This window comes from uncultured Rhodococcus sp. (assembly GCF_963525155.1).
Taxonomy (GTDB): domain Bacteria; phylum Actinomycetota; class Actinomycetes; order Mycobacteriales; family Mycobacteriaceae; genus Rhodococcus_F; species Rhodococcus_F qingshengii.
On sequence record NZ_CAURKP010000044.1, the window covers coordinates 1 to 20003 of the forward strand.

The 20003-nt window shown below is 63.4% G+C and carries 18 protein-coding genes; 8 read left to right on the forward strand and 10 right to left on the reverse strand.

Translation table 11 applies throughout. The features are described 5' to 3' along the window. The first annotated feature begins 189 nt into the window (after nt 1-189). Both RWT78_RS11905 and RWT78_RS11910 read left to right on the forward strand, forming a co-directional pair. Nucleotides 190-645, forward strand: a complete 456-nt coding sequence (locus tag RWT78_RS11905; protein ID WP_314675811.1) for a nitroreductase family deazaflavin-dependent oxidoreductase — start codon at nt 190-192, stop codon at nt 643-645. Nucleotides 646-704: 59 nt separating this feature from the next. Further along, nucleotides 705-1424, forward strand: a complete 720-nt coding sequence (locus RWT78_RS11910) for an NAD(P)-binding domain-containing protein (protein WP_314675813.1) — start codon at nt 705-707, stop codon at nt 1422-1424. A 49-nt stretch (nt 1425-1473) separates the two neighbouring features. Here RWT78_RS11910 and RWT78_RS11915 read toward each other — a convergent pair whose 3' ends face one another. Then, nucleotides 1474-2877 carry a class II fumarate hydratase gene (locus tag RWT78_RS11915; protein ID WP_003945220.1) on the reverse strand — a complete coding sequence of 468 codons (1404 nt, stop codon included), beginning with the start codon at nt 2875-2877 and terminating at the stop codon, nt 1474-1476. 101 nt (nt 2878-2978) lie between these two features. Further along, nucleotides 2979-4013, reverse strand: coding sequence for a class II fructose-bisphosphatase (gene glpX / locus RWT78_RS11920; protein ID WP_003945202.1), 1035 nt, complete (start codon nt 4011-4013; stop codon nt 2979-2981). Between the two features lie 180 nt (nt 4014-4193). Between glpX and RWT78_RS11925 the strand changes: the two genes are divergently transcribed. Beyond that, nucleotides 4194-4763: a DUF4245 domain-containing protein gene (locus RWT78_RS11925; RefSeq protein WP_314675823.1), complete on the forward strand. Its 570-nt coding sequence runs from the start codon at nt 4194-4196 to the stop codon at nt 4761-4763. A 21-nt stretch (nt 4764-4784) separates the two neighbouring features. Here the strand turns inward: RWT78_RS11925 and RWT78_RS11930 are convergent, their stop codons facing one another. Genes RWT78_RS11930 through RWT78_RS11940 form a run of 3 tightly spaced genes read right to left on the reverse strand, consistent with a single transcriptional unit; the run spans nt 4785 to nt 6867 of the window. Beyond that, nucleotides 4785-5009: an exodeoxyribonuclease VII small subunit gene (locus RWT78_RS11930; RefSeq protein WP_019744579.1), complete on the reverse strand. Its 225-nt coding sequence runs from the start codon at nt 5007-5009 to the stop codon at nt 4785-4787. Beyond that, the gene (gene xseA / locus RWT78_RS11935) at nt 5006-6271 is read right to left on the reverse strand and encodes an exodeoxyribonuclease VII large subunit (protein ID WP_007726351.1); all 1266 of its coding nucleotides are present in this window, start codon (nt 6269-6271) and stop codon (nt 5006-5008) included. Before xseA ends, RWT78_RS11930 begins: the two co-directional genes overlap by 4 nt. After that, nucleotides 6268-6867, reverse strand: coding sequence for a lipid droplet-associated protein (locus RWT78_RS11940; protein WP_134932325.1), 600 nt, complete (start codon nt 6865-6867; stop codon nt 6268-6270). The genes xseA and RWT78_RS11940 overlap by 4 nt, the downstream gene beginning before the upstream one ends. Before the next feature lie 153 nt (nt 6868-7020). Between RWT78_RS11940 and RWT78_RS11945 the strand changes: the two genes are divergently transcribed. Continuing rightward, nucleotides 7021-8034 (forward strand): 4-hydroxy-3-methylbut-2-enyl diphosphate reductase, encoded by a 1014-nt coding sequence (locus RWT78_RS11945; protein ID WP_003945273.1) that lies wholly within the window; start codon nt 7021-7023, stop codon nt 8032-8034. A gap of 70 nt (nt 8035-8104) precedes the next feature. Here RWT78_RS11945 and RWT78_RS11950 read toward each other — a convergent pair whose 3' ends face one another. Beyond that, on the reverse strand, nt 8105-9061 hold the full coding sequence (locus tag RWT78_RS11950; RefSeq protein ID WP_314675830.1) for a DUF6542 domain-containing protein: 957 nt from the start codon (nt 9059-9061) through the stop codon (nt 8105-8107). A gap of 217 nt (nt 9062-9278) precedes the next feature. On the opposite strand from RWT78_RS11950, the gene RWT78_RS11955 reads away from it, so the two are divergent. Together RWT78_RS11955 and RWT78_RS11960 are read left to right on the forward strand one after the other, a co-directional pair. After that, nucleotides 9279-10454 (forward strand): exonuclease SbcCD subunit D, encoded by a 1176-nt coding sequence (locus RWT78_RS11955; RefSeq protein WP_037132012.1) that lies wholly within the window; start codon nt 9279-9281, stop codon nt 10452-10454. Further along, complete coding sequence (locus RWT78_RS11960) at nt 10451-13429, forward strand: SMC family ATPase (RefSeq protein WP_314675833.1); 2979 nt, start codon at nt 10451-10453, stop codon at nt 13427-13429. Before RWT78_RS11955 ends, RWT78_RS11960 begins: the two co-directional genes overlap by 4 nt. Here RWT78_RS11960 and RWT78_RS11965 read toward each other — a convergent pair whose 3' ends face one another. Next, nucleotides 13430-14623 carry an AI-2E family transporter gene (locus RWT78_RS11965; RefSeq protein WP_003945249.1) on the reverse strand — a complete coding sequence of 398 codons (1194 nt, stop codon included), beginning with the start codon at nt 14621-14623 and terminating at the stop codon, nt 13430-13432. A 152-nt stretch (nt 14624-14775) separates the two neighbouring features. Between RWT78_RS11965 and RWT78_RS11970 the strand changes: the two genes are divergently transcribed. Continuing rightward, entirely contained in the window at nt 14776-15180 is a 405-nt protein-coding gene (locus RWT78_RS11970; protein WP_208690406.1) for a hypothetical protein, read from the forward strand. A 6-nt stretch (nt 15181-15186) separates the two neighbouring features. Here RWT78_RS11970 and RWT78_RS11975 read toward each other — a convergent pair whose 3' ends face one another. From RWT78_RS11975 to RWT78_RS11985, 3 genes are all read right to left on the reverse strand, one after another. Beyond that, a complete protein-coding gene (locus tag RWT78_RS11975; protein ID WP_003945213.1) occupies nt 15187-15396 on the reverse strand; it encodes a YbdD/YjiX family protein in 210 nt (69 codons plus the stop codon). A gap of 2 nt (nt 15397-15398) precedes the next feature. Further along, nucleotides 15399-17681: a carbon starvation CstA family protein gene (locus RWT78_RS11980; RefSeq protein WP_314675837.1), complete on the reverse strand. Its 2283-nt coding sequence runs from the start codon at nt 17679-17681 to the stop codon at nt 15399-15401. Between the two features lie 112 nt (nt 17682-17793). Beyond that, the gene (locus RWT78_RS11985) at nt 17794-19371 is read right to left on the reverse strand and encodes an FMN-binding glutamate synthase family protein (protein ID WP_042449196.1); all 1578 of its coding nucleotides are present in this window, start codon (nt 19369-19371) and stop codon (nt 17794-17796) included. A gap of 92 nt (nt 19372-19463) precedes the next feature. Between RWT78_RS11985 and RWT78_RS11990 the strand changes: the two genes are divergently transcribed. Continuing rightward, on the forward strand, nt 19464-19982 hold the full coding sequence (locus RWT78_RS11990; protein WP_020970247.1) for a CD225/dispanin family protein: 519 nt from the start codon (nt 19464-19466) through the stop codon (nt 19980-19982). Nucleotides 19983-20003: the final 21 nt, after the last annotated feature.

A 20003-nucleotide genomic window follows, 5' to 3' on the forward strand; every position in this document is an offset into this window, starting at 1 on the left:
CCTCCCAGTATGTCGATCGGTATAGGAACGAATCTGAGACTAGATGTAACCGACAGACACAGTCAAGTGTTGTGTGCAGGTGGTGGGTATCGACGAAGATTCTTGGTGGCAAAACTCCCCGAACAGTGGTTATATCGTGCGATATAGAGCTGTTGCTTCGAGCACCAGCTTCGGAGGAGAGGAAACGACATGCCGGTACCGACGTCAGTTGCACGAAAACGAAGAATCGAAGTCGCAGTCGGGAAGTATTTCGCCAATCCGCTGGTCACCGGATTGAATCGGATCGGTTTGATGCCGTCGTTGATGACCGAGATCGAGACGGTTGGACGCCGAACCGGTCTGACCCGCCGAGTGCCCGTTGCGATCACCTACGACGGTGACGAGGCGTGGGTCATTGCGCAGCATGGCACCGGCATGGGGTGGGGTGCCAATATCTCTGCGACGCCGAAGGTTCGGATCCGTCGCCGCGGCGAGTGGGTGGACGGACAGGCCCAGATCATGCCGGACGACGACGTGCCGGCACGGGTGAAGACATTTGCGTCGGGGAAGATCAGATCGGCGCTGACGGCCTCTGCCTTTCGCGGATTGCAGACCGACCCGGTCAGTGTTCGCATCAGGCTCGCACTCGATCCGTCAGCCGATTGAATCAACGGGAGTTGAAATGGCCGGTGCGGAATGACCCGGTGCGTTCTCGTCGTTGACGAATGCAGCGGTGGCGCGATCGCCACTGCACACGACGAAGGAGCAGGGTCATGCGCATCGGAATCATCGGAGCCGGTCAGATCGGTGGCACGCTCACACGTAGGCTCGCTGCGCTCGGTCACGACGTGCGCGTCTCGAACTCGCGGACACCGGACACGCTTGCAGAACTGGAAGCCGAGACGGGTGCGAAGGCAGTCCGCAGCACCGAGGCCGCCGAGGGTGCCGAGCTGGTCATCGTGAGCATTCCGCAGAAGAACGTGGTTGATCTACCGGCGGGGATTCTCAGCGGTGCGGTCGCCGGTGCCCCGGTCATCGAGACCAACAACTACTACCCGCAACAGCGTGACGGTCTGATCGCCGCCATCGAGGACGGACAGACCGAAAGCGGATGGGTGCAGGAGCACCTGGGTGTTCCGGTATTCAAGGCGTTCAACGGAATCTGGTGGAAGCATCTTCTCGAGAAGGGCCTTCCCGAAGGTGCAGAGGGGCGCATTGCGCTACCCATCGCCGGCGACGACGACGCGAACAAGCAGGTCGTCTTCGATCTGATCAATCAGTTGGGCTTCGATCCCGTCGATGCGGGAACGATCGACGATTCCTGGCGTCAGCAGCCGGGAACTCCGGTGTACGGCAAGGACTTCGATCGAGAAGCGACGTTGAAGGCATTGGCCGAGGCGAGCCCCGATCGCACCGACGAGTGGCGGGCAACCGCTGCGGTGTGAGTGCAAGGGTGGCGGTTTCCGAAGTGGAAACCGCCACTCTTTTGTTTGTTCAGTCCTTGACCTTCGCCATCGCCAGAACGTCGAGACGCTTGTCGAGTTCTTCCTCGCTCAGCTTGTCCGGGACGAGTCCGCGCTCGATGACGACCTGACGGATCGTCTTCTTCTCCTTGAGTGCCTGCTTCGCGACGGCTGCGGCTTCCTCGTAACCGATTGCCGAGTTGAGCGGTGTCACGATCGACGGCGACGATTCGGCGAGCGTCTTGAGGTGCTCCTCGTGCGCGACCAGTCCGCTGACGCACTTGTCGGCGAACAGACGAGAGACATTGGCCAGCAAGGTGAACGACTCCAACAGGTTGCGGGCCATGACCGGAATGTAGACGTTGAGTTCGAAAGCTCCGGCTGCGCCACCCCACGCGATGGCGGCGTCGTTTCCGATCACCTGAGCCGCAACCTGAGTAGTTGCCTCGGGCAGGACCGGGTTCACCTTTCCGGGCATGATCGAGCTACCCGGCTGCAGATCGGGGAGTGCGATCTCGCCGAGCCCGGTCAGCGGACCCGATCCCATCCACCGAATGTCGTTGGCAATCTTCGTCAGTGAGACGGCGATGGTCCGCAGCGCGCCCGATGCCTCGACCAGTCCGTCACGCGCGGCCTGCGCTTCGAAGCTGTTCTTCGCCGGAGTCAGCGCGTCGACACCGGTCGACTTGACCAGTTCGGCAACAACTTTGGGGCCGAATCCATCCGGAGCATTGAGACCGGTGCCGACTGCTGTTCCGCCGATCGGCAGCTCGCCGAGGCGGGGGAGTGTTGCGTTGACGCGCTCGATGCCGGCCTCGATCTGACGTGCGTAGCCGCCGAACTCCTGACCGAGCGTGACCGGCACAGCGTCCATCAGATGGGTGCGTCCGGATTTGACGACGGTCTTCCACTCGGTCGCCTTCGTTGCAAGCGCAGCATGCAGATGTTCCAGTGCCGGAACAAGATCGGTGACCGCTGCTTCGGTAGCTGCGACATGCGTGGCGGTGGGGAAGGTGTCGTTGGAGGACTGCGACATGTTGACGTGATCATTGGGATGTACGTCCACACCGGCGGCCTTCGCGATGGACGCGATGACCTCGTTGGCGTTCATGTTCGAACTGGTTCCCGAGCCGGTCTGGAAGACGTCGATGGGGAACTGATCGTCGTGCTTGCCTTCGGCGATCTCGTTCGCGGCGGCGATGATTGCGTCGGCCTTGTCCGCGTCGAGGAGTCCGAGGTCCTTGTTGACCTGCGCACACGCTGCTTTCAGCAAGCCCATTGCGCGGATCTGGGTGCGCTCGAGCGGGCGCCCGCTGATCGGGAAGTTCTCGACTGCACGCTGGGTCTGTGCTCGCCACAGTGCGTCGATGGGCACCCGAACTTCGCCCATGGTGTCGTGTTCGATTCGGAACTGTTGATCGTTGCTCTCCGTCATGGCTCCACATTGCCACTTTTCGAGAGCGGGTAGGGGACTACGTCCCCCGTGAGCGGTTGAGGAATGCAGGGACTCCCTAACCACTCACGGGGCGGAGCCCATCAGAACGTCGGGGGAACCGCGCCCTCTTCGCCGTCGAAATCGACGGAGCTGTACTCGCGCAGCTTCTCGAGACGGTGGTACGCGTCGATCATGCGAACGGTGCCGGACTTGCTACGCATCACGATGGACTGCGTGCTGGCGCCGCCGCCGTAGTAGCGGACGCCGCGCAGGAGGTCACCGTCGGTGACGCCGGTGGCGCAGAAGAAGACGTTCTCGCCCGAGACGAGATCTTCGGTGGACAGGATCCGATCGAGATCGTGACCGGCGTCGATGGCCTTCTGACGCTCTTCGTCGTCGGTGGGGGCCAACTTGCCCTGTAGCGATCCACCCATGCAGCGCATGGCTGCTGCGGCGATGATGCCCTCTGGCGTTCCGCCGATGCCCACGAGCATGTCGGTGCCGGACTCCGGACGCGCTGCGGCGATCGCGCCGGCAACGTCACCGTCGGAGATCAGACGGATACGGGCGCCGGTGTCGCGAACGTCCTGGATCAGCTGGTTGTGACGCGGGCGGTCCAGGATGCAGATCGTGATGTCGGAGACCGACGCCTTCTTGACCTTGGCGACGCGCTTGATGTTCTCGGCGATCGGTGCGCTGATGTCGATGACATCTGCGGCATCCGGCCCGACAGCGATCTTCTCCATGTAGAACACGGCCGACGGATCGAACATCGCGCCGCGCTCGGCAACAGCAAGAACGGAGATCGCGTTGGGCATGCCCTTGGACATCAAGGTGGTGCCGTCGACCGGGTCGACGGCGAAGTCACAGTCGGGACCGTCGCCGTTTCCGACCTCTTCGCCGTTGAACAACATCGGCGCTTCGTCCTTCTCGCCCTCACCGATGACGACGATGCCGCGCATCGAGACGGAGGAGACGAGCTGACGCATCGCGTCGACGGCTGCTCCGTCGCCGCCTTCCTTGTCGCCGCGGCCTACCCAGCGGCCGGCAGCCATAGCACCGGCTTCGGTGACTCGGACCAATTCGAGTGCGAGGTTACGGTCCGGGGTCTCACGATGAGTGCTGCTGGCCGTCATGTGCGGTGCCTCCTGGCGCGGTCGCGGTCGACGGGGTGTGTCGACGCAGTGGTTTCTTCAGGCGTCATTGTCCCAGATGGGAGCGGCTACGTGCGCTGTCGGGTCGCCGCAGAGACGTTTTGTCTCGCTCGAGGGGGACCGGGAATCGTATCTACTGCGCAGTACCTGGATACTGGGGGTGTGGCATCGAAGAAACCCCGCATTCTCGAAGACAACAAAGACATGGTCTGGTCTCTCGTACCGTTGGTGCTGTTCTGCATCATCATTGCGGGCATCGCCAGCCAGTGCACGTTCAGTCCTGGCGGCCCGACGCAGGGGCCTATCCCGAGCGTCGACGTGGACGCAGCTCTGAACTACGACGCGAAGGAACTCGGATTTCCCATCCGTAATCCCGGTGTTCCGGACGGGTGGACTCCGAACTCCGGCAGTCGCAAGATCATCTCCGGCGACGGCGGCGGAGATTCGAGCACTGTGGGATTCATCACGACCAGTGGTCGCTACATCCAGCTGACACAGAGCAACGCCGAGGAATTCCCGTTGGTGTCACATGTTGCCGGTGGACAGCGATTCGCGACCGGAGTCGAGACCGTCGGTGCCGATACGTGGAACGTCTTCGGCGGCGAAGGTGTCGAGTCGATCTGGGTCACGGACATCGGGGATGTTCGCCTGTTGCTCACGGGCGCGGCGACGCCGGAAGAGTTCCGGATTCTTGCCGAGAAGGTCGGCGCAGCGCAGCCGATCACGCCATAGGATTTGCGGTCGAAGCGGACGCTACTCGTCCGCTTCGGCCAGAGCCTTTTCGACGCGGGCCCTCGCGCCGGCCAAGTGCTCTTCACAGCGCTTGGCCAACGCTTCGCCTCGCTCCCACAGTGAGAGTGACGCGTCCAGGTCCAGACCGCCCTGTTCGAGAATCTTCACGACGCTCACCAATTCGTCGCGGGCTGCTTCATAGCCGAGTTCGTTGATGTCGGTGTCGGTGTCGGTGGCGTTGCTCATTTTTCTCTTCCCATCACTGCGGCGCGAACGGCGCCGTCTGCAAGTCGAACTCGAATCTGGGTTCCGGGTGGCGCGTCCTCGACCGAGCGCAGAACCTCCGGATCGCCGTCGGCGACAACACGTTGCACGACTGCGTACCCGCGGGCCAGCGTCGCGGCGGGGCCCAGCGTGGTGAGCCGGGCGCGCAGATGCTCGATCGTTCGGGACTCGGTGTCGATCAACCGAGTCACATCGCGTCGTCCGGCGGCTTGGAGCCTTTCGACCTCCTCGGCGCGACGGTCCACCGCGAGCAGCGGCGATGCCATGACCGGTCGAGTGCGCAACTGTTCGATCAGATGAGACTCACGCTTGACCCAGCTGCGCAGTGCCGCAGCGCTGCGGTCACGCAGATCCGCAACCAGGGCAGCTTCCGCAACCGCGTCGGGTACGACGCGCTTGGCCGCGTCCGTGGGTGTGGCTGCGCGCAGGTCGGCGACGTGGTCACTGAGCGGGCTGTCCGGCTCGTGTCCGATGGCACTGACGATCGGCGTCGTGCAGGCCACGATGGCGCGGCACAGCGCTTCGTCGGAGAACGGCAGGAGATCCTCGACGCTACCGCCGCCGCGAGCGAGGATGATGACGTCGACTACCGGGTTGGCGTCGAGTTCCTTCAGCGCTTCGATGATCTGGGGAACAGCAGTCGGGCCCTGAACCGCGGTGTTACGCACTGCGATGGCAACTGCTGGCCAACGACGATGGGCGACTGAGACGACATCCTTCTCGGCCGCACTGGCTCGGCCCGTGATCAGGCCGATCGTGCCGGGCAGAAACGGAAGCGGCCGTTTGAGCCGCGGATCGAACAAGCCCTCGGCGGCGAGCAAGGCGCGCAGTCTCTCGATGCGGGCAAGCAGCTCACCGATACCCACGGCGCGAATCTCGGTGACACGCAACGACACCGTTCCGCGTCCGGTGTAGAACGAGAGCTTGCCGAACATCACGACACGCGAGCCCTCGGTCAACGGCACCGGGGAGTTGTGCAACAACTGCGGTGAGCACGTGATCGACAGCGACATGTCTGCCGACGGATCACGCAGGACGAGAAAGGCCGTTCGGGTGCCGGGGCGTGCATTGATCTGGGTGATCTGACCTTCGACCCAGATGCTGCCGAGCCGATCGATCCAGCCGGCGACCTTGGCGGAAACCGTGCGGACCGGCCACGGCTGCTCAGCGCTGCTGGCGCCGGACGATCGCTGCGATGAAGCGGGGGGCGTTGCGGAAGTCACTTTGCCTTGGCTGTGGTGATGCGGTTGGTGAGCATGGTCTGGAACGGTGCCCGGGCGAGCGTCGCATTCTCGTAGTCCAGGACTGCGGTCAGCTCGTCGATGCTGAGCGTCCGGATGCGCGCACGGAGCTGTGCGAGTGTGAGGTTGGGGTAGTCGAGTTCGGTGACGATCTCGGGCTCTTCGGCAGGTCCGTCCGTCGTAGCTGCCGTGGATTCGGACTCGGCGACGGGTGCGGGTTCCTCGATGGGGGCAGTCGGCTCGAGCGAGTAGAGCGCGAAGCGACCGGCGTTGGTCGGGGTGTCAGCGGTGGTCGATCCGGTGGAAGACGTCGGGTCAGCAGGCGCGTCGACGTCTTCGTCGAAGACCGCCCACTCGGGCTGTTCGTCCTCGGAAGACCAGTTGATCAGTGCAAATGCCTGATCGCCCTTGATGGCCAACGAGGTGATCGACTGCTGCACGCGCATGCTTGTCTGCAGCATCTGGCTCACGGCGGTCATCGGCAGGGCGACGGCGGTGGTGGGCAGCTTCTTTGCCTCTTCCATCGCGGTGACGGCGAGTCCCGCGGCAACGCGCGCCACGAACGGTGGTCGGATCATTCCCACAGCTTGCCGCAAAGCTCCGACAATCGGTAGCCGACTTGCCTGTGACGGCCGTACTCGTTTACTTCGGAACCTTCGATCGGAGCCCGAAACCGAGGTGTTCACGTTTGCCGGAGTGTCTCACGTTCGAGGTGCCAGTAGGCTGATCACATGTCTTCGGCTGTTCCTCTCAATCTCGGTATCGCGCACTCGGCTGATTCGCCGTCCACCCGCAAGGGCAGCGCCAAGCGCGTGCTCCTCGCCGAGCCTCGCGGCTACTGCGCCGGCGTCGACCGCGCGGTCGAGACCGTGGAGAAGGCCCTCGAGAAGCACGGCGCACCCATCTACGTGCGTAAGGAGATCGTCCACAATCGCCACGTCGTCGAGACGCTCGAAGATCAAGGCGTGATCTTCGTCGACGAAACCGACGAGGTTCCCGAGGGATCGTTGCTCGTGTTCTCGGCGCACGGTGTGTCGCCGGCCGTCCACGACTCGGCTGCCGAGCGGAACCTGCGAACGATCGACGCGACGTGCCCCCTGGTCACGAAGGTGCACCAGGAAGCAAAGCGATTCGCCCGCGACGATTACGACATTCTGCTCATCGGCCACGAAGGCCACGAGGAGGTCGAGGGCACCGCAGGTGAGGCTCCCGATCACGTCACCATCGTCGACGGCCCGGATTCGGTCGACGCGGTCACGGTTCGTGACGAGTCGAAGGTCATCTGGCTTTCCCAGACCACACTGAGCGTCGACGAGACGATGCAGACCGTCGCGCGCCTGCGTGAGCGCTTCCCCAATCTGCAGGACCCGCCGTCCGACGACATCTGTTACGCCACGCAGAACCGTCAGGTCGCGGTCAAGGCGATGGCGCCCGAGTGCGATCTCGTGATCGTGGTGGGTTCGCGGAACTCGTCCAACTCGGTTCGCCTGGTCGAGGTCGCGCTCGGGGCGGGCGCTGCCGCGTCGTACCTGGTCGACTACGCCCGTGAGGTCGATCTCGCGTGGCTCGAGGGTGTCCAGACCGTCGGCATCACGTCGGGTGCATCGGTACCCGAGGTGCTCGTGCGCGGCGTGATCGAACTTCTTGCCGAGCACGGATACAACGACGTTCAACCCGTCACCACTGCCAACGAGACTCTGGTGTTCGCCCTTCCCCGTGAATTGCGAGCAGCGCGCACGTCCTGAATCAAGAAAATGCGGGGCACCTTCCATCTGGAAGGTGCCCCGCATTTTTTGTGCTACCGGGCGCGTCTGTTCAGGGCTCTTCGCGATCGCGGTACCGAACTCGCGGCGGCGGATACGCGGGAAGATCGACTCCGGGTGGGCGGCGGCGAGGGGGCAGCGGCGGCGATACGTCGTCACCCGAAGCGAAGAAGGGCTCCATCCGCTCCTCCCGTCTGGGCGTCGGAGTGGGCTCGGGCGCCCGGCGGCGACCGTACGACGGGTAGTCGTCGTCTGCCACGGGCCGACTGTCGGGCTGAGTGCGACGCGTAGGCGGTTGGTGCGTGCGATCGACCCTGGGTGGCAGAGGGCTTCTCCGAGGCGGCAGCGGACGCTCGTCCTGGATCGGCTCGCGCCTGGGGGTGCTTCGGTAGGCGGGCTGCTCGTCCACCTCGGGGGCGCGGCGACGCGGGGGCCCGGGGACGGGCGCGTCCGAGACTCTGCGTCGACGCCCGGTCTCGGGTGCGGGTTGTTCTCGCGTGGCAGCTGCAGAGGAGTCACGAGTGGTGGCCCCCGAGCGGCGGGAGCGGGTCGAGCGGGCAGGCCCGGTGGGACGCTGATTGAGCAGGAAGTACCGGAAACCGCCGATGATCAGCACGACGACGGTTGCGGCCAGCATGATCGGAAAGCGGTTGACCAACGGGTACGCGATGTTGATCGCGATATCGCGCAGCGCGGTGCTGTTGTCCTTGCCGATGAGCGTGTGCCCGATCGGCACCGCAGCGAAGAGCAGCAACGGCGGTTGGGCCATCGCGGTGAAGAGTGCTTTGTTCGAAGCGGCAACCACAGCGAAGAGACAGCCCAGGAAGTAGAACGTCGAGAACACCGCGGTGAGCTCTCCGCCGCCTCCGGTGGCATCGATCAGTACGCCGACGGCGGTCACACCGGCAGCAAGCAGGATCACTCCCCACCAGGGCAGGCCGGGGACGGTCACGATGAGCGATCGCTTGTCCAGCGGTACCCCGGAGCGAGCACGTTGGGTTGCAGACACATAACGACATTAGCGGTTCTTGCGTTGTCGGCCGTGTTTGTGCGGGTCGTGGCTGGCGCATTTATCGACGCGATGGCGCGATGGTTTCGGGTTCTTCGTCAAACGAACCGGACGGATTGTGTGCAGGGTCACCGGACGCTCGTGGGTTGGGGCACACCGACGAAGCCGTCAGCGTGGGAGATCGGCGGTGTCGGTGGGCTGCTCTACCGTCGGATTCATGAAGATTCTGCACACCTCCGATTGGCATATAGGTCGCACCTTTCACGGCGTCGATCTGTTGGCCGATCAGGCGAGTGTGCTCGGTTCCATCGCAGATTCCGTCCGCGAACACGGAGTCGACGTCGTGGTCGTGCCGGGGGACATCTACGACCGCTCGATTCCCAGTTCCGACGCGGTCACCGTGTGCAATCGAGGCTTCGAGGCAATCCGGGCGGCGGGGGCGGTCATCGTCGCGACGTCCGGCAATCACGATTCCGCGGTGCGGCTCGGAGCCGGCGCATCCTTTGCCGCTGCCGGCGGCTTGCACTTGATCACTCGCGTCGGCCAGATCGGTACTCCGGTGATGCTGAGCGATCAGTTCGGTCCTGTCGCCTTTTACGGGATTCCGTACCTCGAGCCGGAGATCACGCGCGTCGAGTTGGACGTGCCCCGGGCTCGTACTCATTCCGACATCCTCGGAGCGGCCATGTCGCGTGTTCGGCGAGATCTCGCCGAACGAACGGCTGCCGACCCCGCGACTCGATCGGTATTGCTCGCCCATGCCTTCGTCGTGGGCGGTGAGGCCTCTGAATCGGAACGCTCCATCTCGGTCGGCGGAGTGGAGACCGTCGCAGTGGGAGAGTTCGACGGCGTCGACTACGTCGCCCTCGGACACCTGCATTCTCCGCAGATGCTCTCGGAGAGTGTGCGGTACTCGGGTTCACCGTTGCCGTATTCGTTCGGTGAACGCAGCCACCGTAAGGCGGCGCTGCTGATAGAACTCGACGCAGCCGGCCTGTCGTCGGTGCAGCGCCTGGATCTCCCGGTCATTCGGGGGCTGAGCCAGGTGACGGGAACTCTCGAGGAACTACTCAGTGAGTCGAAGTACACCGATTCCGAGCAGTGCTACCTCTCCGCATTGCTCACTGATCCGGTTCGTCCCGTCGATGCCATGAGGCAACTTCAGGCGCGTTTTCCCTTTGCCGTTCATCTCGAATGGCAAAGGCCGGAAGGGCAATCGGATCTCAAGTACCGTGACGCGGTACGGGGTCGATCCGACATGGAGATCGCCCGCGGCTTTGTCTCGGCAGTGCGTAGTGACCCGTCCGAGCGTGAGGTCACATTGATGGCCGAAGCGCTCAGCGCTGCCGCGCGCGCCGAGGAGTCCACGGTAGAACTGAGTGAAACCGCGTGAGGCTGCACAAACTCGAAGTCAGCTCTTTCGGGCCCTTCGCCGACACGGTCGAGGTCGACTTCGACCGTTTGGGTGCAGACGGGCTGTTCCTTCTGCACGGTGACACCGGGGCAGGCAAGACCACGATCCTCGACGCGGTTGCGTTTGCCCTGTACGGGCGGGTGCCGGGTGCGCGCAACGAGGGCAAACGGCTACTGTCCGATCACGCGCCCGCCGGTTCGGTGCCGCGCGTGGAACTCGAAGCGACCATCAGTGGTCGCAGAATCAAACTTGTTCGCAGTCCAGAGTATTCGCGCCCGAAGAAGCGTGGCACCGGTTCGATCACAGAGAATGCAAAGGCCACACTGACGTGGTTGGACGGCCGCGGCGAAAACCTTTCGCGCATCCCTGACATCGGTGACGAGATCAACCGCCTCATGGGCATGAGCGCTGATCAGTTCTTCCAGGTGGTGCTCTTGCCGCAGGGTGAGTTCGCCAAATTCCTGCGTGCCGAGAGCGACGAGCGAGGCAAACTGCTCGAGCGTCTGTTCGACACCAAACGTTTTGTCTCCGTCGAGGCATGGTTCGACGCCAAGCGAAAGGCAAGTGCGACCGCGCTCGCGGCCAGGGAGCAATCCGTGCGGCTGCTGCTCGCGAAGGTCGAGACAGCTGCGGGACTCGAGGTAGGCGCCGAGGCACACCCACTGGAATGGTCGCGCAAACTCCTCGCCGAGGCTCAGGACACCCGCGATGCAAGTCTTGCGGAGCTGGTGACCGCGAAAGATGCAGCAGCCGAGGCTAATCGGGTTCTGTCGGCGGCGCAGCGAACCGCAGATCTGGTCGCTCGCCGCAATCGTGCGACCGCTGAACTCGCAGCATTCGATACGGGCGCCGCGCACCGATTTGCGATCGGCGCCGAACTCGAGAGTGCCAAGCGGGCTGTGCCGGTAGCCGCTGTCGCCGACGATGTGGAGACTGCCCGCGTGGGTCTTGCCGCATCGCTCGAATCGATGAACACCGCGATGTCGACCTACTCGGCAACGGGCGGGCCGGAAATTTTCGAGCCGGAAGTGTGGCCACCCACCGACGATGAGCGTCAACGCGTCATCGCTCGGATCCGGACCTGGCGTGACGAGATCGTTCGTCTCGACGCGATGGCGGAGGACGCTCGCAGAGCCGATGCGGCGGAAGCCGAGATCGAGAAACTCGGAGTTCGGCGAGACGCCCTGTCCGAGCGCATGGATGCCATCGCGGTTGAACGAACTCAACTACCGGAACTGGTGCGCTCGGCCGGCCAAAGATTGGACGACGCGCAACGCGCGCATGCCACTCTGCCCGGCCTCGAAGCTGCACTGGCCAAAGCATCGGATGCTGCGGCAGCGGCTCATGAATTCGTCTCTCTGCGTACGCAAGCCGAGAAGATTCGTGTGCAGGTGTTGGATGCGCGCGACGCCTATCAGAGTGCTCGCGGGCGCTGGCTCGACCTCGTGCAGAAGCGTATCGAGGGCATGGCTGCGGAGTTGGCGAGTTCACTCGCGCCCGGTGACCCATGCCAGGTGTGTGGTTCGCGTGAACACCCTGCGCCGGCGCAGTCTGATGTCGTGACGGTCACCGAGCCCGATCTGGAAGTCGCGTCCGCAGCCGAGGGTGCGGCCGAGAAAGCCCTGAGCAAGGTAGTCGACCGCCAGGTAACCGTCGACCGTGACATCGACCGGGTGATCGCCCGCGGCGGGGACGGAGACGTTGCAGAACTCGACAGGCTCCGCGCCGCGGCTCGGAACGCCGTTGACGAGGCGACCCACTCTGCCGGTCAGGTTGGAGGGTTGGCCGACAAGCTCGGGCATCTCAACGAGCGTGACGGCGAGCTGCAACAGGAATCCGCTTCTCTGACGGCCGAATTGGCGGCACTGACCGAGCGTACGACGACTCTGTCGGCCACGGTCGAGCAGATTCGAGCGGCGATCGTCGCTGCGGTGGGAGAAGATTCGACCATCGCTGCTCGGCGCTCGCGGTTCGAAAGGCTTGCCTCCGCTGCCTCGGCGGCGTCTGAGATGCGTGACGACGCCGTTCGTGCGCAGGCGCGATCGGCGGAACTGTCGACCAAACTGGCCGCTGCGGCGGCCGCTGCTGGATTCGATTCGGTCGAGGCTGCGATCGAAGGGGTGAGATCGCCGGCCCGAATCGCGGCGATCGAAACGGAACTCGCCAAAGCACGCGACCTCGAGGTGGCCGCTCGGACGGTCCTCGACGACCCCGAGGTTGTTGCGGTGAGCGAAGTCGAGACAGTCGACGTCGACGGTCCTCGCGAGCGTGCTCTTCGGTGCGCCGAGGTGGTGAACTCGGCTGTTGCAGCTGCTTCCCTGGCCGAGAACCGTGTGTCGGATCTCGAACGGTTCAGCGGACAACTCGAGAAGGCATACGAAGCGGTTGCACCTGAGCGTGAACTGCACGACGAACTCGCGGCGCTTGCCGACGTGATCGCCGGCAAAGGTCAGAACAGTCGCAAGATGTCGCTGCGAGCGTATGTGCTCGCGTCGCGGTTGGAAGAGATCGCCGTGTCGGCATCGGTTCGGCTGCAGCGGATGTCCGGGGGCAGATACGAGTTCGTGCACAGTGACGAGGCAGGTTCTCGGGGTCGCCGCGGCGGTCTGGGACTCGACATCCGGGACGACTTCACGGGTGTGGTTCGCTCGGCGAAGACGCTCTCGGGCGGTGAATCATTCTTGGCGTCATTGTCTTTGGCCCTCGGACTTGCCGATGTGGTTGCGGCGGAGTCCGGCGGAATCGTTCTCGACACGATGTTCATCGACGAAGGATTCGGCACTCTCGACGCCGACACCCTCGACTCGGTGATGGCTGTGTTGGACGAGCTTCGCGACGGTGGACGAGTGGTGGGCATCGTCAGTCACGTGGACGAGATGAGGCAGCGAATCCCGAGTCGCCTGCACGTCATTCGCGGACGTGCAGGCTCCTCGGTGAAGGTGATCGCGGGCTGATCAGGCCTTTTTGTTCTCTACCTCTGACTCGGCGTCGTCGTCTTGATCCTCGAGGATGTCCGACGCATCGCCGGCGGGCATCGGCTCGTTGTCGCTTGCGCGTTCGTCGATCTGCTCGCCGATGTACCGGATGACAACTGCTGCCACAGCGGCGACGGGCACTGCGAGGAAGGCGCCGACGATGCCGTACAGCGAGCTACCGGCGGCAACGGCAAGCAGCACGATGACGGCGTGGAGTTTCATCGACTTGCTCTGCAGCACAGGCTGAAGGACGTTTCCTTCGATCTGCTGAACGGCCAGGATGATGATCAACACGATGATGGCGGTGGTGAGACCGTTGGCCACCAGCGCAACCAACACGGCCAGGGCGCCGGCGACAAAGGCACCGACGATCGGGATGAAGCCACCGATGAACGTGAGAATTGCCAGCACCGGTGCCAGCGGGACCCCGAGTATCAGCAGTCCGGCGCCGATGAAGACCGCGTCGATCAGACTCACCAGTGCTTGTGTCCTGATGAATCCGCCGAGCGTGTCCCACATGCGGGTGAGGACCTCTTCGAGATGCCGACCGGCGCGGCCGCCGCCGACAGCGTGGAGCCAGGGGATGAACCTCGGTCCGTCCTTGATGAAGAAGAAAGCGAGAATCAGGACCAAACCGAGCGTGACCAACAACGAGCTCGCTGTGCTCACGCCGCTGAAAACGCCTGAAGCGATGGCGGTTCCACTTTCCTGCACCTTGGTGATGACGGCATGGACGGCGTTGTCGATCTGGTCGTCCTTCAGGTTCAGCGGCGGACCCTGGAGCCAGTCCTGAACCTGGTTGATGCCCTCGGTGGTCTTGTTCGCGAGCTCGGGGGCCTGGCTGACCACTGACGGAACGATGCCGGCGATCACACCGGCGAGGATTCCGATCGAGAGCACCAGGGTGATGCCGGCTGCCGCGGCCGGTGGCATACCGCGCTTGATCATGCCGCGGGTCGGCGGCCACATGACTGTCGCAACAACGATAGCCAGAGCCACCGGCAGGATGATGACCCAGAGCTTTTCGATCAGCCAGCCGAAAATCCAGGCGCCCAGCGAAATCGACGCCAACACCAACGACCATTTTGCGAGCCACATACCCCCTTGCCCGATGATCTCGCCGCGGTCGCGCTTGCGCACCCCTGCGGACGTCCCCTTGTCTTGCTCGCTCACTGATCGTCCTTTCCGTCGGCGCAGGGATCTCCTCGCCGATGTGCGAATCCGGTGATCTAGCTGAGCTGATCGTAACGACTGCATGCGATAACTCGTGTGTTGCGCTGCAATACTGTGTTTTGAAGCATGCTGATCGGACTAACATTTCCGTCATGAGAATCGCAGCAGCAGTCGGGGCAGCAGCAATCGTCGTTCTCGGGCTCACCGCGTGTAGCACCGAGGATCAGGACAACGCGCAGAACAAGATCAGCGAGGCAGTCACGAGCGGGCAACAGGCGCTCGAGACGGCGAAACAGTCAGCGGGCAACGCCATCGATCAGGGCAAGACGGCGCTGTTCGTCGCCACGTTCCGTGGGGCTTACGCACCGTTGGCGGAGAACCGCGACGACGCAGACATCGAGGAGATCTTGACGACCACGTGTACCGAGGTCGCCAACGGCACGGACGAGGCGGAGGTCAAGACCAAGATCGCGGACCTGGCCGAGAACAACGGCAACAAGCCCACCGACGAGCAGGCGGGCCACATTTACGAACTCGCGAAGGCCACCTGCCCCTGACCGGATTCAGCAGCAGCGGGCGCCTGGGTTGGCGTCGGCTGCTGCGTGTCGGCGGCGCCAGAACTCTCGTTCGCTGATCACCGGTGAGTCGGCGTGGTGGCGTCGGGTGTGCTCGACGTAGCGCTGATAGTCGAGATCACCCATCACCGAGCGAACCCACCACAGCGTTCCGCGGAACGCTGTGGTGAGTTTTGCCGTCATGGTCGCCGTCGTCATGGTCAGTGCCCACCTCCGTGTGCGGCGCCGGGCGCCCGGACTTTCCCGGCTTTGATCAGCTCGTCCCATTCTTTCTGGATTTCCTTCTCCGCGGGCGTCGGAATGAAGCTGGCGGGTCCGAAGATTTTCGACGGTTCTTCCGGGGACTCTGTGGTCGGCAGCCCGCCCTCTCGGATTGCCTTGGCACATACGATGATCCCGGCGATGACCACGACGATCACCAGTGACGCGAAGATGATCGACAACGTGCCCTGGATGAAGGTGTTGCGAATGACGGCATCGATGGCCTCCGGAGTCTTCGCAGAACCGTGCGCCGTCTCGCCGGCAGCCTTCGCGTCCTTGAACACGTTGTGCTGAGCCCAGTACCCGATCGCGGGGTTGTCGGAGAAGATCTTCTGGTACGACGCGGTCATGGTTACGACCAGGTCCCACACCAGCGGCACGCCGGGAATCCAGGCCCATTTGAACAGGCCCTTCTTCATGACGATCGTCATGACCACCGTCAGTGCGATCGCGGCGAGTAGCTGGTTGGCGATGCCGAAGAGCGGGAAGAGTGTGTTGATTCCGCCGAGCGGATCGGTGACACCCATGAGCAGAATCGCGCCCCAGGCAGCGACGACGATCAGCGAGCACAGCCACGCGCCGATGCGCCACGACGGGTCCTTGAACTTCTTTGCCGGACCGCCGAAGTTGCCGAGCGAGTCGGAGAGCATGAATCGAGCGACGCGGGTGCCGGCATCGATCGTGGTGAGGATGAAGAGCGCCTCGAACATGATCGCGAAGTGGTACCAGAACGATTTCAGCGAGTCGCCGCCGAAGACGTCGCTGAGTACTTCGGACATTCCGAACGCGAGCGTCGGGGCGCCGCCGGTTCGCGAGATGATCGATTCTTCGCCGACGGCCTCGGCTGCCTGAGTCAGCACGTCCGGTGTGATGGGGGCAGTGCCGAGGGGCAGATTGTTGACGTATTCGGCTGCGGTTTCCGGTGTTCCACCGGTCAGTGCCGCGGGAGCGTTGAGTGCGAAGTACAGGTGCTGATCGAGGATGCAGGCGGTGACCAGAGCCATGATCGCGACAAACGATTCGGTCAGCATGCCGCCGTACCCGATCATCTTGGTCTGGCTTTCCTTCTCGAGCAGCTTTGGCGTCGTACCTGACGCGATCAGTGCGTGGAAGCCCGAGAGCGCGCCACAGGCAATGGTGATGAACAGGAACGGGAACAGTGAACCGGCAAAGGCCGGGCCTTCGCCGTTGGAGGCGAACGGCGTCACTGCCGGCATGTTCAGCGCGGGTCGTGCGACCAGAATTCCGATGGCCAGCAGCGCGATGGTGCCGACCTTCATGAACGTCGACAAGTAGTCGCGCGGTGCCAGGAGCAGCCAGACCGGCAGCACCGATGCGGCGAATCCGTACGCGATCATCAGCCACGCGATGGTGACCTTCGAGAGTGTGAACCAGTCTGTGCCCCAACCGGTATCGGCAACCCATCCGCCGGAGACGATGGCAAGGAGAAGCAGGACGACGCCGATCAAGGAGACCTCGGAAACCTTGCCCGGCCGCAGATACCGCAGGTACACGCCCATGAACAGCGCGATGGGGATGGTCATCGCGATCGAGAACACTCCCCACGGGGACTCGGCGAGCGCATTGACGACCACAAGTCCGAGCACCGCGATGAGGATGATCATGATGACGAACACGCCGATCAGTGCGGCGACGCCGCCGACAAGGCCGAGTTCTTCGCGGGCCATCTGACCGAGGCTGCGCCCGCGGCGCTTCGACGAGATCCACAGGACCATGAAGTCCTGCACCGCCCCGGCGAACACGACGCCGACGATGATCCAGATCGTTCCCGGAAGATATCCCATCTGCGCGGCCAACACGGGTCCGACCAGGGGGCCGGCACCGGCAATTGCCGCGAAGTGGTGACCGAACAGCACCCGACGGTCGGTCGGCATGTAGTCGGCGCCGTTCTCCATGATCTCGGCGGGAGTGGCGACGTCGTCGCGGGGTTTGACGATCTTGCGTTCGATCAACCGCGCATAGAAGCGGTAGGCAATCAGATAAGTGCAAATTGCGGCCAACACGAACCAGACGGCACTGATGTGTTCACCGCGGACGATCGCAATCATGTACCAGGCGCCCGCGCCGACCAGTCCGAGAACAAGGAAGACGACGCGCGCAGTCGTGGAGATGGGTGTTTTGTCGATGACGCCGACAGGTGGCAGGTCAGGATCGGTTTTCAGGTACTCGACATTTGGTTCCGGCGCAGTCGTCAAGCTCATCGTCGAACTCCGTCCACTAGTGCACGTGTGGCCGCCGTCACAGCGGGCCATCTGTCACTGTAGGACCAGAAGGGTGAATCCGCGCGATCTGAAACGCGGGAGTCGACCGACGTCAGAATCGGTGAGCGTCGGCGTCGATCCAATCGGTGAGCCAGCTCTGCGGCGGGGAGTCGAGCAGTTCGCCCGGCATCAGCCAGTCGAACAGGTCGGCATAGGTGCGAGTGGTGAGACCGTCGACGCGGCGGTTGAGCATTCCCGGTTGCAGTTGGTCGAACGAATCGATGCCCATCGACGCGATCATCTGTTGTGCGCTGGCGACGGTTGCCTTCTGGAAGCGGTAGACGCGCTCGCTCTTGTCGGGGATGTCGAGTGCGCGGGTGCGTGCCGGATCCTGAGTGGCAACGCCGACCGGGCAGCGGTTGGTGTGGCACATCTGGGCCTGAATGCAGCCCACTGCGAACATCATTGCGCGGGCCGCCATCGTGAAGTCTGCGCCCTGGATGATGCGTTTGACGATGTCGGAACCGCTTGCCACCTTTCCGGAAGCGCCGACTTTCACGAGAGGGCGCAAACCAGTTCCCACCAGAGCGTTGTGCACCAGCATCAGGCCCTCGGTCAACGGCATGCCCATGTGGTCCTCGAACTCCACCGGACCTGCGCCGGTGCCGCCTTCGGAACCGTCCACGATGATGAAGTCGGGCGTGATACCGCGTTCGATCATCGCCTTGCAGATTCCGAGGAATTCACGACGCGAGCCGACACACAGTTTCATCCCGACCGGCTTGCCTCCCGACAGTTTTCGCAGGGTCGCGATGAAATCGACCAGTTCGACCGGGGTGCTGAACGCGGTGTGCGCGGGTGGCGAAATCACGGTCTGGCCGACGGGTACCCCGCGGGTTTCAGCGATTTCGGGGGAGACCTTGACTCCGGGAAGCACGCCACCCAACCCGGGTTTCGCACCTTGCGAGAGCTTGATCGAAATGGCCTTCACCTGATCGAGTCCGGCACGCTCGGCAAAACGGTCAGGATCGAATCGGCCATCCTCGGTTCGGCATCCGAAGTATCCCGAAGCGATTTCCCAGATCAGATCGCCGCCGTGTTTGCGGTGATACGGACTGATCGCGCCTTCACCGGTGTCGTGAGCGAAACCGCCTTTGGCTGCGCCGGCGTTGAGGGCCTCGATTGCGTTGGCGGACAACGACCCGAAGCTCATCGCGGAGACGTTCAGGAGAGCGATGTCGTACGGCTTCGTGCAATCGCGTCCGCCGAGGCGAACTCGGGGAACGGTGTCGGGGGCGGTCCGTGCGCGAATCGAATGCGTCATGAACTCGTAGCCGATCGCATTGACGTCGCGCTCGGTCCCGAAGGGCTCTTCCGCCAGTGTTCCCTTTGCCCGCTCGTAAACCAGATCTCGCGTTTCGCGATCGAATGGCATTCCATCGGTGGATGATTCGACGAAGTACTGCTGGATCTCCGGTCGAATCTTCTCGAGGAGGAATCGCGCGTGCCCCAGGACCGGATAGTTACGGAGGATGCTGTGGGACTTCTGAGTGAGGTCGTAGGTGCCCATGGCCGCCAACGCGAGAGTGACGACAGCGATCACCCACCATCCGGGCGAGGCGACAATTGCGAGCGCGGCGGTGCCGAGACCCACTATCCATATCAAGAGCACGATCAGCATCCGAGTCACCTCGAGAGCGTAGGCGCTCACTGTGACACGGCAGCGGTAAGTCTCCACTAGGTTCTGCGATAGAGAACCGAATCCGACTCTTTGGGGGAATGATGACCGAACCGCAATATCCGACCGACCCGCAGGACCCGAAGGAGCAGCAGTATCCGAAGGAACAGCAGTATCCGGCGGGCCAGCAGTATTCAGCCGGTCAGCAATATTCAGCAGGCCAGGAGTATCCGACGGGCCAGCAGTACCCGACCGACCCGCAGTACTCAGCCGGACAGCAGTATCCGACCGGTCAGCAGTACAGCGCGACCCAGCAGTACAGTGCCGCTCCCACGTACGCGGCGCCGCAGTACGGTCCGCCGAAGTCCAACGCGGGATGGGCCGTCGCGTCGATCATCTTCTTCTGGCCTATCGCGTTCGCCGCGTTCAACCATCTCCACGACATCTACCCGAAGTGGGCGATGGGCGATCACCAGGGCGCGCAGTACGCGTCCGAGCGGGTGAAGAAGCTCGGGCAGATTTCGCTCCTCATAGCCGTGATCTGCTGGGTGCTGTTCATCGCGTTCTACGTCATCTTCCTGGTTGCGATCGTGTCGTCCGTCGATTCGTATACCTACAACTGATCACCTGCCGCGACGTGACGG